This is a genomic window from Acinetobacter sp. F9, from assembly GCF_019195275.1.
Lineage (GTDB): Bacteria > Pseudomonadota > Gammaproteobacteria > Pseudomonadales > Moraxellaceae > Acinetobacter > Acinetobacter pseudolwoffii.
Window position 1 is genome coordinate 1,827,332 of the sequence record NZ_CP078068.1, and the last position, 16,317, is coordinate 1,843,648.

Genomic DNA, 16,317 nt, shown 5'->3' on the forward strand with positions numbered 1-16,317 from the left:
TGGGTCTTTTTTATTGCAGTACTTCAGGCAAAACTGCAAGGCCTGAAGGCTTGGCCAGCTCTGCTTTCATCTTTTGCAACATCTGATACGGCTGCTGCTGTACAAACATATTTACAAAAGTTAAGGGAATCGAGCCTTCCGGATTGGCATAACCATAAGTTGAAACCTTGACCTGATTATTGGCCAGCTTTTGAAAAGTCCAATCCCCCTGATAATCGGTCAAACGTACATAGTTCGGATTTAAGGGATAGCCGGTCTGAATGGCTTTATTCTTGATGGTGATCTGTCCATTAGGTTGCTTGATCATCTTGCCCTGCACAATCAGATCACGGTCTTTTAAGGGAAATGGAAAATCCAGCACCATATACAAGGTAAATTCGCCTTTTTTATCATCGCGTGACAAGACCTTGATGCTGCCCATATAGGGTACCCATTGCACCGCCTGCTCGATATCCAGAATCAGCGATACGGCATTTTCAATTGGGGCATGGTAGGTGGTTTCAGCTTTATACAGAAAGACCGGGTTTTGCTGGTTCTGATAGGTCCAGACCTTGATATTATTTTTATCAATACTCAGTTTGGTATTCTCGGCCGGCTTTGCCTGCGCAATGGCACCAAGCGCCACTGCACAGAGCAGGAAAATCATTTTTTGCATTTTATTATTCGTCTTATTTTAGTTTTAGATCTTTTTTATAAATGATTTTGACTGGGTTTTAAACCTGAATATCGTTAAAACCCAGCACGTCTTTCATGTCATATTTACATGCATCACGGCCGACCACCCAGGCAGCAGCACGTACTGCACCGCTGGCAAAGTTCATGCGGTTGGTGGCTTTATGGGTAATTTCCACACGTTCACCATCAGCAATAAACATGGCGGTATGTTCACCGACGATGTCACCACCACGAATGGTCTGGAAACCAATGCTTTGACGCTCACGCGGACCGGTATGACCTTCGCGGCAGTACACAGCGTCTTCTTTCAGGTCACGGCCTAAAGCATCCGCAATCGCTTCACCCCACATAAGTGCAGTCCCCGATGGTGCATCCACTTTATGACGGTGATGTGTCTCAATCACTTCGATATCAACCGTATCACCAAAAACTTTAGAGGCCAGTTCAAGCAGTTTGATCGAGACGTTCACACCCACTGAATAGTTTGCTGCATAAACTACAGGAGTTTCTGTCGCAGATTGATCGAGATAGGCTTTTTGCTCGTCATTCATACCCGTCGTACCAATCACGATGGCAACACCGGCTTCACGGCAGATTTTCAGATGATTGACGGTCGCTGCTGGCGCAGTGAAATCAATCACTACATCACAGTCTTTGACTACATCGGTAAGGCTACCCACGACCTTAACACCTGTTGCGCCAATTCCGGCAAGTTCGCCAGCATCTGCGCCTAATAGTGTACTTTCAGGGCGTTCTACCGCAGCCGCCAATTGATAACCTGCTTCATGCACAGCCTGAATAAGGATACGCCCCATACGACCGCCTGCACCCAAGATCCCAATGCGTGGTGTAGCTGACATAACATAGTCCTGATGTTGATCCAAAATTGCTCTTACTATAGCAAAACTGCGGAATAACACTAAGATGCATTGCATAAAAATCAATGAAAATACTCAAAGATCGAAATCACTGATATTGATAAGAGTTTCAATCCGGTCTTTGGAATTATGGGCTAGATCTCATCCAGGTCGTCGGATATGGATCAATAGCACGCATGAACCTAACCCTCTTCAAAAAGCAGCTTTCAAATCAGATGAAGAACATTCAAGCTTCGGGGGCAGATTAGGATCGTCTAGAGTTTTTATTGTCTTTCAATTCAGCTCAGCTTATCTCTCACTGAAGCGATGAACCTAAGTCACTTAGGAATGATCTATACGATTTTGAAAATTTTTCCACTTAAGGTACTTTGAAAGCACATTTCAAAACTGGGACGAATATCTTCACCATCTACAGTGATATGTTTTATATTGGAATGAGATTGTGTTTTAGAAAAATGATGATCGACTGTTGCTTGAATAGCCTGTTGAGCCCCAAACTGATCCTTTACACTGATACTTTGTTTAAGCATATCTATACCTTTAATAATAGTTAAAGTGGCAAAATATCCACTAAAAATTTGATGTTTCTTAATTTTATCTTTAAATAACTTTATGATTTAGCTTAAATAATTGATTTAGAGAAGTATAGAATGTACGGCCATCTAAGTTTAAATCTACCTCAACTCCAGATGAAAGAAGAACTCTTTTACCCACTTCAATTCTTTTTAAACCCTGACGTGTATTTTGCATTTTATTGAGAGGAATTAATGAAACAATAATTTCAGTACCATTTTTAGATTTTGCAATTAAATCATTTATTTTTAACAACTTGAATCCTGTTTTTCTAAAGATTTTTCCAATTTGGAAAATAACTTAAAATTAAATTTTGAACGATAAAAAAAGCACTTATTAAGTGCTTTTTTTACTGTTTATTCTTGCTTAGATAGCAACAATATTTACAGCATTCGGTCCTTTTTGACCTTGAGCTACACTGAATTCAACCAGTTGGCCTTCCATTAAGGTTTTAAAACCTGAACTCGCAATTTCGCTGAAATGAGCAAAAACATCTGGACCTGATTCTTGTTGAATAAAACCAAAACCTTTAGTTTCGTTGAACCACTTTACAGTACCTTTAACAACATTTGAGTTTGACATAATATATCCTACTAATTTTTTAATAATTTTTAGTCAATTTATTGACTGAATATAACTTTGAAATAATAAAGAATGAGACTTAAAATCTGAAAAAAACGAAGGATTATGACTAAAACTGCGATACTTAAAGAAGATTTACCGAAACAAGACTTTTTTCTAGTTAAGTTAACTATACACGAAAAATTTAATTAATCAAGTTTTCTTATATATATATTTATTTTATTTATTAAAAAATGAAATTTTAAAAATTTATAGTGATTTCAACAAGATTAAGCTTTCATTGTCATGATAACAAAATAAGAGTAATCTGCTGTACTGGTAAATTTGATAAGTAATGAATGCGATTATATAGCTCTGTAATAATAATATTGGCCTTTTTAATTTCGGGAATGATGCTTTTTTCTCAATTACAAAATATCTATCACCCTCCAAATTTGGACTCATACTTTCTATTTAGATAATCAAATATAAAAACAGAAACCGCTTTTTAGGCGGTTTTTATGTTTAAGCGATACCTATCAAACAATAAATAGCATCTTCTAATCTAGAGTATCTTATCTACATAATAAAAAAGGACGCCTCAGCGTCCTTTTTTACTTTCACTCAATTAATCAAACAAGCGATCAAAGAATGATTTTTTCTTCGGTGAGGATTTGCTATCTTCGCCATCCATGGTTTCTTGCAGTTCTTTTAACAGTTCACGTTGACGTGCACTTAAATTAACTGGTGTTTCCACTACAATACGGCACAGCAAATCACCTTGCATGCTGGTACGTACCGGTTTAACACCTTTGCCACGTAAGCGGAACAGTTTACCCGTTTGCGTCCCTTCAGGAATTTTCAGGCTTACTCGACCGTCTAGAGTCGGAATCTGAACCTCCTTACCTAACGCTGCATCGGCGATTGAAACCGGCACATCCATATACAGGTCAGCACCATCACGCTGGAAGATTTCGTGCTCACGCACCACCACTTCGACGTACAAATCACCTGACTGACCATCACGAATCGCTTCACCTTTACCGGTCAAGCGTACGCGGTCGCCATTATCCACACCCGCAGGAATAGTAACTTCCAGCGTTTGCTGACGATCCGACACACCTGAACCATGACATTTATTACATGGGTTCTTGATGATCTTGCCCTGACCGCGACAGGTACTACAAGTTTGCTGCACCGAGAAGAAACCTTGCTGCATACGCACTTGACCGGCACCATGGCAGGTACGGCAGGTTTCTACATCATTTGGATTTTTTGAGCCTTTACCATCACAGGCATCACATGGTGCCGGTGCAGTAAAGGTAATGGTTTTCTTGACGCCTTTGACCGCTTCTTCCAGGGTCAGTTCCATCACATAGCGTAAGTCAGAACCACGGCGTGCGCGTTGCTGGCCACGACCACCGCCGCCACCAAAAGCACCACCGAAAATATCACCGAACTGGCTGAAAATGTCTTCTGCGCTGAAACCACCGCCGAAGCCGCCACCGCCGCCCATGCCACCTTCAAAGGCCTGATGGCCCATACGGTCGTACATGCTGCGCTTTTCACCATCAGAGAGCACTTCATAGGCTTCTGCTGCTTCTTTGAATTTCTCTTCAGCTTCAGCATTGTCCGGGTTACGGTCTGGATGATATTTCATCGCCAACTTACGGTAGGCTTTTTTGATTTCATCATCACTAGCGGTTTTAGCGACGCCCAAAACCTCATAATAATCACGTTTAGCCATGTCTGGCGATGCTCCTCACGGAATTTTGTTTAATATTCAACTGAGGTCTGAAATTGGGGTCAAACCGAGTTTTACAAGGGGAAATATGAAAAAAATTATACGCTTTAGAACACAGCTTTATTTTGAGAGAATTTATAGATACCTTTAAACCAGGCATTGATCAGGAAAATAAAGGCAATAAAGCTGAAAATCACCCCGGTCACCACACAGGCTTTGACCCATAACTGGCTGTCCCAGGCAAAGAAAAATAGTGGAATAAACCACAGCGCAGCGAAAATCGCCAAAATGGTATAAATCACGATATTACGCATGATCCACAGCGCCTGTGCCTGTAACCAGATCTCGGCATAATCAATCTGGGTGACTTTACGTGCGAACCAATAGGCCAATAGTCCACTAAACAGGGTAAATAAGGCCAAAAACATGAAGACATAAGCCATCGCTACGGAACGTCGCATCTTGGTTAATGTATCTTGAGTCATGTTTGGTTCAACCTCGTTACCGTATTGGCAGCTCGGCCAATGCAGCAATTACTTATTTTTTTAAATTATAAAAATCTCAGGTGCTACTATATTGAAAATTTCCAAATTTCGCACCTAAAATTATGACAAATTTAAACAGAATTTAAACTTTTTTTCACTTTAAACCACTGTGCATATAGTGCAGGCAGGAAAAACAGGGTCAATAATGTTGCCACAATCAAACCACCCATAATCGCTACCGCCATTGGCCCGAAGAAAATACTACGGGACAAGGGAATCATCGCCAGAACTGCAGCCAGTGCGGTCAATACGATCGGACGACAACGGCGTACTGTGGCATTGATGATGGCATCCCACTGCGACTCTCCTGCCTGAATATCCTGCTCAATCTGGTCAATCAAAATCAGCGAATTGCGCATGATCATTCCCGATAAGGCAATCGTTCCGAGCATCGCAACAAAACCGAAAGGTTTATTGAAAATTAACAGGAATAACACCACTCCGATAATGCCCAAAGGTGCAGTCAGGAACACAATAAAGGCCCGTGAGATGCTTTTGAGCTGAATCATCAGCAGGGTCATGACGACTGCGAGGAATAAAGGCATGCCGGCATTGACCGAGTTCTGTCCGCGAGCCGATTCCTCAACTGTGCCGCCCACTTGCAGCAGATAGCCATTCGGTAGCTCTGCCCGGATTTTTTCCAGTGGCTCTTTGAGTCCATTGACCACAGTGGCGGGCTGCAACTTGCTACGAATATCGGCACGCACAGTAATGGTCGGTAAACGATTCCGATGCCAGATCAGACCTTCTTCAAAGCTGTATTCAATTTTGGCCAGCTGCGCCAAAGGTACCGATGTACCGGTTGCGGTCGGAACAGCCAGACTGGCTAAAGATGCTACTTCTACCCGTTCAGCCTGAGCACCACGTAAACGGATTTCAATCAATTCACGTTTTTCACGGTACTGATCAATACCAGCCCCCAAAATCGAGCTGTTCAGCACATTGGCCAGTTCACTGCTGCTCACCCCAAGCTGACGGGCACGATCCTGATCAATCTGTAATTTGATGACTTTGCTTGGCTCTCCCCAGTCCAGATGTACATTGGTGGTATTCGGATTTTCTCCCACGGTGGCTGCAACTTTCTGCGCCCATTCACGGACTAATCCTAGGTCTTCACCCGATACCCTGAACTGCAGTGGATAACCCACAGGTGGGCCATTTTCCAGCAAGGACACCCGGGTACGCACTTCCGGCAATAACTTTCGAATCTGATCACTTAAGGATTTACGGATTTCATTTCGATCCTCTAAAGAGGATGCCAGCACTACAAACTGGGCAAAACTGGTTTGCGGCAACTGCTGATCGAGCGGTAAATAGAAACGCGGCGATCCCATCCCGACATAAGCCACATAGTTATCAATACCCTCTTGTTTCGATAAAAAGGCTTCGACTTTTTTTACTGCAGCTTCAGTGGCTTTCAGTGATGCACCTTCTTCAAGTTTGAGATCCACCAGAATTTCAGCCCGGTTCGAGGGCGGGAAAAACTGCTGCGGCACCAGCTTAAACATTAAAATAGACAGGATAAAAATTCCGACCGTGGCAACAATGACAGTTTTACGATAGGTCACACAGGCATCGACCCAACGACGAAAACCCTGATAAAACCGGGTTTGATAAGGGTCATAATGTTCGCCGGCATGATGCACAACCGGCTGAGGTTCTGGCTGTTTGCGCAGACGTGCCCAGAGACGCTGATACCACGGCGCTTTTTGTATTAAATCTTTGTTGAAATCCGGCAGAAGTTTATCGCCTAAATATGGCACAAACAGTACCGCGGCAATCCAGGACACCAGCAATGCGATGGTCACCACCTGGAAAATCGAACGGGTATATTCCCCGGTACTCGAGGCCGCAGTGGCAATCGGCAGGAAACCGGCAGCGGTAATCAGGGTCCCGGTCAGCATCGGAAAAGCCGTGGTGCGCCAGGCATGCCCGGCCGCCTGCAAACGGCTATAACCCTGCTCCATTTTAATCGCCATCATTTCAATCGCGATAATGGCATCATCGACCAAAAGACCGAGGGCTAAAATCAGAGCCCCCAGGGAAATTTTATGCAGTCCGACATCAAACAGCTGCATACCGGCAAAGGTCATGGCCAGCACCAGCGGAATCGAAAATGCCACCACCAGACCGGTCCGGAAACCGAGCGAGAAAAAACTGACCAGCAATACGATAATTACCGCTTCTGCCAACACTTTCATAAATTCGTTAATACTGCGTTTGACTGCCACCGGCTGATCGGAGACTTTTTGCAGCTCCATGCCGAGGGGCAAGGTTTTTTGCAGACGGGCAAATTCCTGTTCCAGATGTTTGCCCAGTGCCAGAATATCGCCGCCTTTGCGCATGGACACGGCAATACCAATGCCATTTTCAGCCATAAAACGCATCCGGGGTTGGGCCGGATCACTAAAGCCGCGATAGATCTCAGCGACATCTCCCAGCTGAATGGTTTTGCCATTTATCAAAAGTGGCAGTTGCTGTAATTCTTCAATACTGTTTAAGGCACCGCTGACCCGAACCTGAATCCGGTCTGAACCGGTTTCAAAAAAACCGGCATGGGTCATGGCATTTTGCTGCTGCAAAGCCTGCTGAATGGCGCTGACTGGAACTCCGAGCTGGATGGCTTTGGTGTTGGAAATCTCAATCCAGATTTTCTGGTCTTGCAGGCCGATTAAATCGACTTTGGCGACATCTTTGACCCGTTGCAGTTGTAACTGCAAACGGTCGGCGTATTCCTTGAGGGTCGCATAATCGAAGTCTTTGCCTTTGAGCACATAGATATTGCCAAAGGTATCGCCGAATTCATCATTAAAGAATGGGCCTTGTACCCCTTGCGGCAATTCATGCCGGATATCGCTGACTTTCTTGCGGACGTTATACCAGACATCGGCCACATCTTTCGAAGCCAGAGAATCCTTAGCAATAAAGGTCACCATGGATTCACCCGGACGCGAATAGGCCATGATGCGGTCATACTGCCCCGTGGTCATCAGTTCCTTTTCAATCCGATCCGTGACCTGTAAGGACACTTCTTTGGCACTGGCACCCGGCCAGTAGGTCTGAATCACCATCACTTTAAAGGTAAAAGGCGGATCTTCACTTTGCGACAGCTGGGAATAGGACACGATGCCAATCAGACCGAGCAGGATCATAAAATACAGTACTAGGCCCTTATTCTTTAAGGCCCATTCCGACAGGTTAAAGTTCATATTTAACTCCCTGCCTGAACGGTCACAGGACGGTTTTCACGATTAATCGGATTGATTTTTTGCTGGTCACGCAGCAAATGTACGCCGCCAATCACCACATAATCTTCCGCTTTCAGGCCACTGAGTACCGGTACGCTATCGCGACCATAAGCCCCTAAAGTCACCGGGACTTTGTGTACAGTATGATCCGGCTTGACCAGCATCACATAGGCTTGTTGATCTGTGGCTGAGACACTGGACAGCGGTACACTGAGCCTATTGTCCCGGCTGTGCTGAAAAAACACCCGGGCACTTTGTCCGAGCTGGATCTGAGCATTGCCTTCGCGCAGTGAGACTTTGACCCGGAAGGTACGGGACTGATCCGCAGCTGGTGATATTTCACGGACAAAGGCACTAAATTTTTCTTCAGGTTTGGACCATAAAGTCACCGTGGCAGGCTGTCCGACCTTGACCTCTGAAATGGCCTGTTCCGGCACGCCAATCACCACTTCACGCTCACCGGAAATGGCTAACTCATATGCCGCTTGCCCGGCTGCGACCACCTGACCCGTTTCGATATTGCGTGCCGTGATCACGCCATTTTTAGTGGCAATCAGCTGGTTATAAGTGGTCTGGTTTTTGGCAGTATCATAATTGGATTGCGCCTGTTTCAGACTCGACTGTGCAGCTTTATATTGATTATCGATGGCATCATATTGCGAGCGACTCACGGCATTGACCGGTAACAGCTGCTTGAAACGCTGTAGTTCATCCTGAGCAATTTTACTGGCAGACTGCGCGTTTTCCAGCTGGGCACGTGCCGCATTCAGCTGCAACTGGGCATCTTTTACATCCAGTGTGGCCAGCACCTGTCCGACTTTGACTTGGTCCCCGACATCAACGAAGCGCTGGGTCACCTGTCCCGCTACCCGAAAGGCCAGTGCTGTTTGCTGACGCGCCTGCACATCGCCGGCATAACTTTTCAGTTCATGCTGTGAAGTGCTCGGTGTGGTCACCATGACAAAGGGAATTTCCTGTTCTGCGGCGATTGTATCTTTACTGCATCCATTTAAGGTCACACTGCAAAGCATCATCATGCCAGCCAACACGCTGTAAATCCTGCTCATCTTATTCGCTCTTATCTGATCATCTTTTTTCGGGCAAACTATACTGATATATTGAATTGCTTATTTTTTAATTAATATACCACCCGGTACACTAATTACAACAGAACCCTCAAAGCAATGACCAAGTTGACTTTTTTTGGAAGAAATTGTGCAAATACCTGTAGGACGACCGAAAGATCTGGAGAAACGCCAACGCATCCTGAGCGCGGCCAAAGCGCTATTTTTAGCGCATGGTTATCATGCCTCCAGCATGAACCAGATTGCCCGTGAAGCAGGGGTGAGCAAACTGACGGTCTATAACCATTTTCAGGACAAGGCGACGCTGTTCAGCTGTGCCATTGAAGATACCTGTGAAGCCATTCTGCATGAGCATCCGCAGGTCTTGCAGCCAAGCAGTGACTTTGCTCAGGAATTTTATCGGGCCTGTTTACGCGCTTTGAATATTATTAGCCTGCCTGAAGCCATCAAACTGGACCTATTACTCATGGAGCTGGCCTCGCAGCAAAGCCCGCTGGCAGAGCAGTTTTATCAGGCCTCGCATGCCAAACTGGAGGCGGTCTGGCATGATTTCTTTGCGCTGGCGCAGCACTACCAGTTTATTCAGGTCGATCGCCCCGAGAAACAGACCGAACTGATCGTGTCCCTATTGACCGGAATACGTCATCAGAAAATCCTGCTCGGACTTACAGCTCCGCCCTCCAGTACAGAACAGCAGCAGATCATTAGTCAGGCGATTGAGCTGTTTATGCTGAAATACGGAATATCTGGCTAAATCCCTTCTGATCGGTTGAGTGCTGGCGACAGGATACTGGCTAAAATTTGCTAAAAAATCCGCAAAATATCTGCAAAATATCTGCAACTTTTGTCTGTAAAGGACTTGGATTGTCCTACAGTCGCGGTATAGTCAAAGCAAGCATTTAAGGGAATATAAAAATGATTCAACAAATTGATGCACCACTACGCGAAGACGTACGCTTACTGGGTAATTTGCTGGGGGAAACCTTAAAATTACATGCGGGGCAGGATTTGTTTAATCAGATTGAGCAGATTCGTGCTTTATCTAAAGGCGCACGTGATGGACAGGTCGAAGCAGAAAAACAGCTAGAACAATTATTTTTGAGTCTGGAAGATGCGGAAATCCTGCCTCTAACCCGTGCCTTTACCCATTTTTTGAACTTTGCCAATATTGCCGAACAATATCATGTGGTGCGTCGTCGTCGCCAAAGCGAATTCGATGACACGGCAGAATCCCCTAATCCTCTGGTACCGTTATTTGAAAAATTTAAACAGCAGGAGATTTCTGCCGACACGCTATACCAGCAAATTTGTGAATTAAAAATTGAACTGGTACTGACCGCGCATCCGACAGAAGTCAGCCGCCGCACCCTGATCCAAAAATATGATGGTATCAATAATGCCCTGTCCAAATTCGACCAGCAGAAACTCACGCCGCGTGAACGTCAGGCGGTGTTGGCAGATCTGAAACAGCTGATTAGCTCGGCCTGGCAAACCGATGAAATTCGTCAGCATCGCCCGACCCCGATCGATGAAGCCAAATGGGGTTTTACGACCATTGAACAGACCTTGTGGAATGCGGTTCCGAAATTTATCCGGGAATTAAATGGCATGGTCGAACAACAATGCGGCCAGAACTTGCCCTTAGATATTGCACCGGTACGTTTTGCTTCCTGGATGGGTGGTGACCGCGATGGCAACCCGAATGTCACCCACAATGTGACGCAAGAAGTGTTGTGGCTGTCACGCTGGAAAGCTGCCGATCTGTATTTACGCGATATTGAGAACCTGCGCTGGGAACTCTCCATTCAGCAATGTAGTACGGAAATCTCCGAGGCATTGGGTCAGGATCATCCGGAACCCTATCGTGAATATTTACGTGATACCCGTAGCCGCCTGAAAGCGACCCGACACTGGCTGGCAGAAAAATTAAAGGGCAATGATGCCGATGATAGTTTAGTCATTAAAAGTAAAGATGAGCTATTACAGCCACTATTGACCTGCTATCGCTCATTAATGCACTGCAATCTGGCCGAAATTGCCAATGGTAGCCTGCTGGACTTTATTTACCGGGTCAACAGCTTTGGGATTGAGTTACTGAAACTGGATATTCGTCAGGAATCAGGTCGTCACCGTCAGGCAATCTCGGCGATTACTGAATATTTAGGGCTGGGAAATTTTGACACCTGGACCGAACAGGCACGTCAAAACTTTTTACTGCAAGAATTGCAAAGCAAACGTCCCTTGCTCCCAAAACATCTGAATGAACCAGCCGGCAGTCTGATTCAGCATCCGGATGTACAGGAAGTCTTTGCCACCATGCGCACCCTGGCAGAACAGCCAAGTGAGTCTCTGGGTGCCTATATTATTTCCATGGCGGAATATCCAAGTGATGTGCTGGCGGTATTGCTTCTACAAAAAGAAGCGGGTATCAAGCACGCCTTACGAGTGGTACCGCTGTTTGAAACCCTCAAAGATCTGGACGGTGCAGCCGAGACCATGTCGACCCTGTTCAATATGCATTGGTATAAACAGCATATTCAGGGCAAGCATGAAGTGATGATTGGCTATTCGGATTCAGCCAAGGACGCCGGTTTTATGTCGGCCAACTGGGCGCAGTACCGTGCCCAGGAAGAACTGACGACGATTGCCCAGCAACATGGCGTTCAGCTGACCCTGTTTCATGGCCGTGGCGGTTCGATCAGCCGTGGCGGTGCGCCAACCCAGCAAGCCTTGTTCTCACAGCCACCGGGGTCGATTTCAGGCACGATTCGGGTGACTGAACAGGGCGAAATGATCCGCTTTAAATTCGGACTGGAAGAAATTGCCCTGCAGAATCTGGAAATTTATACTGCTGCGACCTTAGAAGCAACCTTGCTCCCGCCACCCGAGCCGAAACAGGAATGGCGCGACTTGATGCATCAAATGACCGAACTCTCGGTTCAGGTCTATCGCCAGACCGTGCGGGAAAACCCGCATTTTGTCAAATACCTGCGCACTGTCACTCCTGAACTTGAACTGCAAATGCTGCCGCTGGGGTCACGGCCGGCGAAACGTAAAGTCAGTGGCGGGATTGAGTCCTTGCGTGCGATTCCGTGGGTATTTGCCTGGACCCAGATTCGTCTGATGTTACCTGCCTGGCTGGGTACCGGTGCCGCGCTGAATAAAGTACTGGATCAGGGGCAACGGGCGGTACTCGATGAGATGCTGGCAGAGTGGCCATATTTTCAGACCCTGATTGATATGCTGGAAATGGTGCTATCCAAAGCCGATGCACATGTGGCCTTGTACTATGAATCACATCTGACCCAAGATGAAGATCTCAAAGTACTCGGCACAGAGCTGCGCCAGCGTTTGCAAGATGCTGTACAGACCTTACTGACGTTAAAGGGTGAATCCAAATTGCTCAGCAGCAACGGCGTCCTGGATCAATCCATGAAAGTCCGTAAACCGTATTTGTTGCCACTACATTTGCTGCAAGCCGAGCTGATGAAACGTCGCCGTCTCTATCTGCAACAGCAGCAAGCTGAAAATACCCCGGTCGATCATGCCTTAATGGTCAGCATTGCCGGCATTGCAGCCGGTTTACGTAATACCGGCTGATTTTTCGCCCTCGCATTCAAAGCACATCCTGGTGATGTGCTTTTTTTGTACATGAATTGGCCAAAACCACTCACTGCATCGTATTTTTTATAACTAAAATAACAAATCTTTATGAGTGAATTTTAAGCATAGCTATATGATTAATCCACTGATTTAACGCTACTTTTATATTAAAAATATTTACCAATTGATAAAAAATAAATAAAAGTCAATGAATTAACTTGAACAAAAAGTTGAAAGGAGTGATTAAAACTTCCAAAAAACCGGAGTATGATGTGCACAATTTATCTTTTGAGTGCTCATTTTATGTCCAGTTGGTTTCCCAAATGGCGCCCTTATGAGGGCAGCATCGATGCACGCCCAGTAGGTACCGCAGAGTATTTGCCACCCGCACAAACGGTCGTTTTGGGTGTACAACATGCCTTTGCCATGTTTGGCGCGACTGTACTGGCACCTTTTTTAATGGGCTTTGATCCTAACCTGGCGATTTTAATGTCAGGGATCTGTACTATTCTGTTCTTTTTAATCACCGGTGGCCGGGTTCCAAGTTATCTAGGTTCAAGCTTTGCCTTTATTGGTGTGGTCATCGCAGCAACTGGTTATGCGGGTGGTGGCGGACTGAATCCGAATATTGGCGTTGCAGCAGGCGGGATTATCGCATGTGGCATCTTCTATGCGCTGATGGGCTTTCTGGTCATGGCGACGGGCACCCGCTGGATAGAAAAGCTGATGCCACCGGTAGTGACCGGTGCCGTGGTGATGATCATTGGCCTGAACCTTGCCCCAGTCACGGTGAAAAGCGTGATGGGCAATACCTTCAATATGTGGATGTCCCTGGTCACTGTGCTGTGCATGGGTTCAATTGCCGTATTCACCCGCGGCTTATTACAGCGCCTGCTGTTATTGGTCGGCCTGTTATTGGCTTATCTGATTTACTTCGTACTTAGTAATGTCATGGGTTATGGCACTGCAATCAACTTCCTTCCCATTCAGCAAGCGGCCTGGTTCGGTTTACCGACTTTCCATGCACCGACCTTTGAATTGAATGCCATGTTGATCATTGCGCCGATTGCCTTGATTCTGGTGGCTGAAAATCTGGGCCATATTAAAGCCGTAGGTGCGATGACCGGTGAAAACCTGGATCCGCATATTGGTAAAGCCTTTGTAGCAGATGGTGTTGCAACCACTTTAGCCGGTGGTGTGGGTGCGCCGGGTATGACCACCTATGGTGAAAACATTGGTGTAATGGCCGTGACACGGGTTTACTCGACCATCATTTTTGCAGTGGCTGGTGTCTTTGCGATCTTCCTGGGTTTATCACCCAAGTTTGGGGCGGTGATTCATACCATTCCCACCGCGATTCTGACTGGTGCTTCGATTGTGGTCTTTGGTTTGATTACCATTGCCGGTGCCAAAATCTGGATTGAGAACAAGGTTGATTTCTCACAAAACAAAAACCTGATGGTGGCTGCGGTGACCATTATTTTAGGTACCGGTGATTTTGCCCTGACGTTTGGCAGCTTCAATCTGGGTGGTATTGGTACGGCGACTTTTGCCGCACTGATCCTGAACTGGTTCTTTAGTCTGGCAGATAAAAAATAACCGTAAAAATTGAAAATTTATAGCAGCCCTTAGGCTGCTTTTTTTATCTTTATATTTTGCAACTTTGCGATGAAAGAAATGAAAAGAAGCCCCGCAAGGCTTCTGTTAAAGCACAAGTCTGGTTAAGGGCGAAACTCTTTCAATTCACGTTGAATGAAATAATGAAACATTTCACGATACAGATGTTCAATAAATTCCTGATCGACGCCCTGCTGCTGCGCCAGTGCTCTGACATGTTCTACAATCTGTTCCATACGTTCCGGTGACTGTAAATCGGTTTCAGTTTTTTTAAAACGGGTGGTTTGATCAACATAAAATTGACGCGCAGCGATCAGCTCAACTAAAGCTGTATCAATGGCATCGATCTGTTGACGTGCATGTTCTAATGATTCAGCTTTGATCTTTTCCATGTTTTTTCAGTTCACTTTCAGTTTGATTATTACTCTTATACTTTTCTTCTAACACATTACTGAAAATACTTTCAATCATCCAGACCCGATATAAGCTATTAAATGTATAACTTTGATCATCTATGCGCAGTTCCAGTACCGGAAAATTCGGCTGCGACTTCATTTCACACAGCATATCATTGTCCTGCAGCTTGGCCAGAATATCGTCCTGGGTCAGATCTACAATATTTAACTGTTGCTGCAAATGCTTGAAATGGGGTGCATAAGACAGGTCTTCACCACGGGTCCAGACGGCCTGCAAGATCTGGTACATCGCCTCAATCCGCTGCTCCTCGGGACAGCTATAAAATAACTGTGCCATTGGCGCGATCGCCTGCTCGGTCGGTCGGCAGAACGGGGTAAATTCTACGTCAGTCCGTTTGGATAAACGTGTGGCCAGACTCCAGTCAAACTCATCCCGGCCACGATAGGACAAGGGATAAACATTCAGCTGGATATTATAATAATCCGCCAGTTCTTCCTTGATGTAAGCTAGGAGCAGCCAGGAAATCGGATCTTCCAGCGCGAGATACAAGTCCAGTTCCGGATCCATCGACTGGATCTCGTTCAGCTCTTCAGCATCACTGATCAGATGCTCACGCCATTCAATGTGATCGATCATAAAAATCGGATTACCGGTCAGCAGTTTTTGCTGCTCCAGACGCCGGGTCAGACGCAACAGGTCATCGACTGCCTGATACTGGCGACCGCCTAAATTAAAATAGCTGGCCAGAATCGGGGTCTGATCAAAAATACGTTCGGAAAAGTCCTGTGGCTGATGATGACGACTGGCCATGGCATAAAGGGTTCGTAATTTTCCGGTCTGTTTTTGCCAGAGCATATGGAAAACATCTTCCAGCAAATACAGGAAATCTTGTCCACGCAGAGGTGTATGCCGCAAAATCAGTTCAGCCTGTTTTAAGGCCTCAGCGCTCGGTAATTCCGGCGTATCATGAAAACTGAAACGATGCTGTTTTGACAAGATTTTTGCATCATTAATCGTGTAGTGCTGCCATTCATCAAAAGACATCTGGTTCGGCGCTTCGGCATGCGCACTGGAAATGATCACTTTCAGCGGCTTGAGTTCTGGACTTAAAATTTCTTCGAGCTGGGTCAGCTGCTGTACCGCCAGATAGCTGTACACATCATCCAGTCTTAAATGGATACTCAGCCCATCTTGAATAGATAACACCGTTTGACGGATTGGTTTCTGGTAAAACCAACTCGATCGGATTGGATCAAACCAACGGCGTAACAGGGACATGAGTTCGGCCTCGACAAAGATGACGGTGTGCAGTTCAAAAAATTGAATCTGTACAGAATAATCTATTTTTAAGATCGCAGAGCCAAAGCCCTG

At 45.8% G+C, this 16,317-nt stretch carries 14 protein-coding genes; 3 read left to right on the forward strand and 11 right to left on the reverse strand.

The window, feature by feature from the left end:
* Positions 1 to 10: 10 nt before the first annotated feature.
* From KT990_RS08755 to KT990_RS08795, 9 genes are all read right to left on the reverse strand, one after another.
* Positions 11 to 655 (reverse strand): START domain-containing protein, encoded by a 645-nt coding sequence (locus KT990_RS08755; RefSeq protein ID WP_218208658.1) that lies wholly within the window; start codon positions 653 to 655, stop codon positions 11 to 13.
* Between the two features lie 58 nt (positions 656 to 713).
* Positions 714 to 1,535: a 4-hydroxy-tetrahydrodipicolinate reductase gene (dapB, locus tag KT990_RS08760; protein ID WP_218208659.1), complete on the reverse strand. Its 822-nt coding sequence runs from the start codon at positions 1,533 to 1,535 to the stop codon at positions 714 to 716.
* 350 nt (positions 1,536 to 1,885) lie between these two features.
* Positions 1,886 to 2,083 (reverse strand): hypothetical protein, encoded by a 198-nt coding sequence (locus KT990_RS08765; RefSeq protein WP_004728908.1) that lies wholly within the window; start codon positions 2,081 to 2,083, stop codon positions 1,886 to 1,888.
* A 70-nt stretch (positions 2,084 to 2,153) separates the two neighbouring features.
* Positions 2,154 to 2,381, reverse strand: coding sequence for a hypothetical protein (locus KT990_RS08770; RefSeq protein WP_004647679.1), 228 nt, complete (start codon positions 2,379 to 2,381; stop codon positions 2,154 to 2,156).
* A gap of 111 nt (positions 2,382 to 2,492) precedes the next feature.
* Positions 2,493 to 2,708, reverse strand: a complete 216-nt coding sequence (locus KT990_RS08775) for a cold-shock protein (protein WP_004280856.1) — start codon at positions 2,706 to 2,708, stop codon at positions 2,493 to 2,495.
* A gap of 607 nt (positions 2,709 to 3,315) precedes the next feature.
* Positions 3,316 to 4,434, reverse strand: coding sequence for a molecular chaperone DnaJ (gene dnaJ, locus KT990_RS08780; protein WP_005104999.1), 1,119 nt, complete (start codon positions 4,432 to 4,434; stop codon positions 3,316 to 3,318).
* 104 nt (positions 4,435 to 4,538) lie between these two features.
* Complete coding sequence (locus KT990_RS08785; protein ID WP_218208660.1) at positions 4,539 to 4,916, reverse strand: hypothetical protein; 378 nt, start codon at positions 4,914 to 4,916, stop codon at positions 4,539 to 4,541.
* 131 nt (positions 4,917 to 5,047) lie between these two features.
* Positions 5,048 to 8,185: an efflux RND transporter permease subunit gene (locus KT990_RS08790; RefSeq protein WP_218208661.1), complete on the reverse strand. Its 3,138-nt coding sequence runs from the start codon at positions 8,183 to 8,185 to the stop codon at positions 5,048 to 5,050.
* Positions 8,186 to 8,187: 2 nt separating this feature from the next.
* The gene (locus tag KT990_RS08795; RefSeq protein ID WP_218208662.1) at positions 8,188 to 9,291 is read right to left on the reverse strand and encodes an efflux RND transporter periplasmic adaptor subunit; all 1,104 of its coding nucleotides are present in this window, start codon (positions 9,289 to 9,291) and stop codon (positions 8,188 to 8,190) included.
* A gap of 148 nt (positions 9,292 to 9,439) precedes the next feature.
* Here KT990_RS08795 and KT990_RS08800 point away from each other — a divergent pair, with 148 nt between their 5' ends.
* The 3 genes from KT990_RS08800 to KT990_RS08810 all read left to right on the forward strand — a co-directional run bounded on the left by KT990_RS08800 (position 9,440) and on the right by KT990_RS08810 (position 14,511).
* Positions 9,440 to 10,063, forward strand: a complete 624-nt coding sequence (locus KT990_RS08800; RefSeq protein ID WP_218208663.1) for a TetR/AcrR family transcriptional regulator — start codon at positions 9,440 to 9,442, stop codon at positions 10,061 to 10,063.
* A 161-nt stretch (positions 10,064 to 10,224) separates the two neighbouring features.
* Entirely contained in the window at positions 10,225 to 12,909 is a 2,685-nt protein-coding gene (gene ppc / locus KT990_RS08805) for a phosphoenolpyruvate carboxylase (RefSeq protein ID WP_005173594.1), read from the forward strand.
* A gap of 306 nt (positions 12,910 to 13,215) precedes the next feature.
* Positions 13,216 to 14,511 (forward strand): solute carrier family 23 protein, encoded by a 1,296-nt coding sequence (locus KT990_RS08810; RefSeq protein ID WP_218208664.1) that lies wholly within the window; start codon positions 13,216 to 13,218, stop codon positions 14,509 to 14,511.
* 122 nt (positions 14,512 to 14,633) lie between these two features.
* Here KT990_RS08810 and KT990_RS08815 read toward each other — a convergent pair whose 3' ends face one another.
* Positions 14,634 to 14,921 carry a chorismate mutase gene (locus KT990_RS08815; protein ID WP_005173592.1) on the reverse strand — a complete coding sequence of 96 codons (288 nt, stop codon included), beginning with the start codon at positions 14,919 to 14,921 and terminating at the stop codon, positions 14,634 to 14,636.
* Positions 14,902 to 16,224, reverse strand: coding sequence for a hypothetical protein (locus KT990_RS08820; RefSeq protein WP_218209381.1), 1,323 nt, complete (start codon positions 16,222 to 16,224; stop codon positions 14,902 to 14,904). The genes KT990_RS08815 and KT990_RS08820 overlap by 20 nt, the downstream gene beginning before the upstream one ends.
* Positions 16,225 to 16,317: the final 93 nt, after the last annotated feature.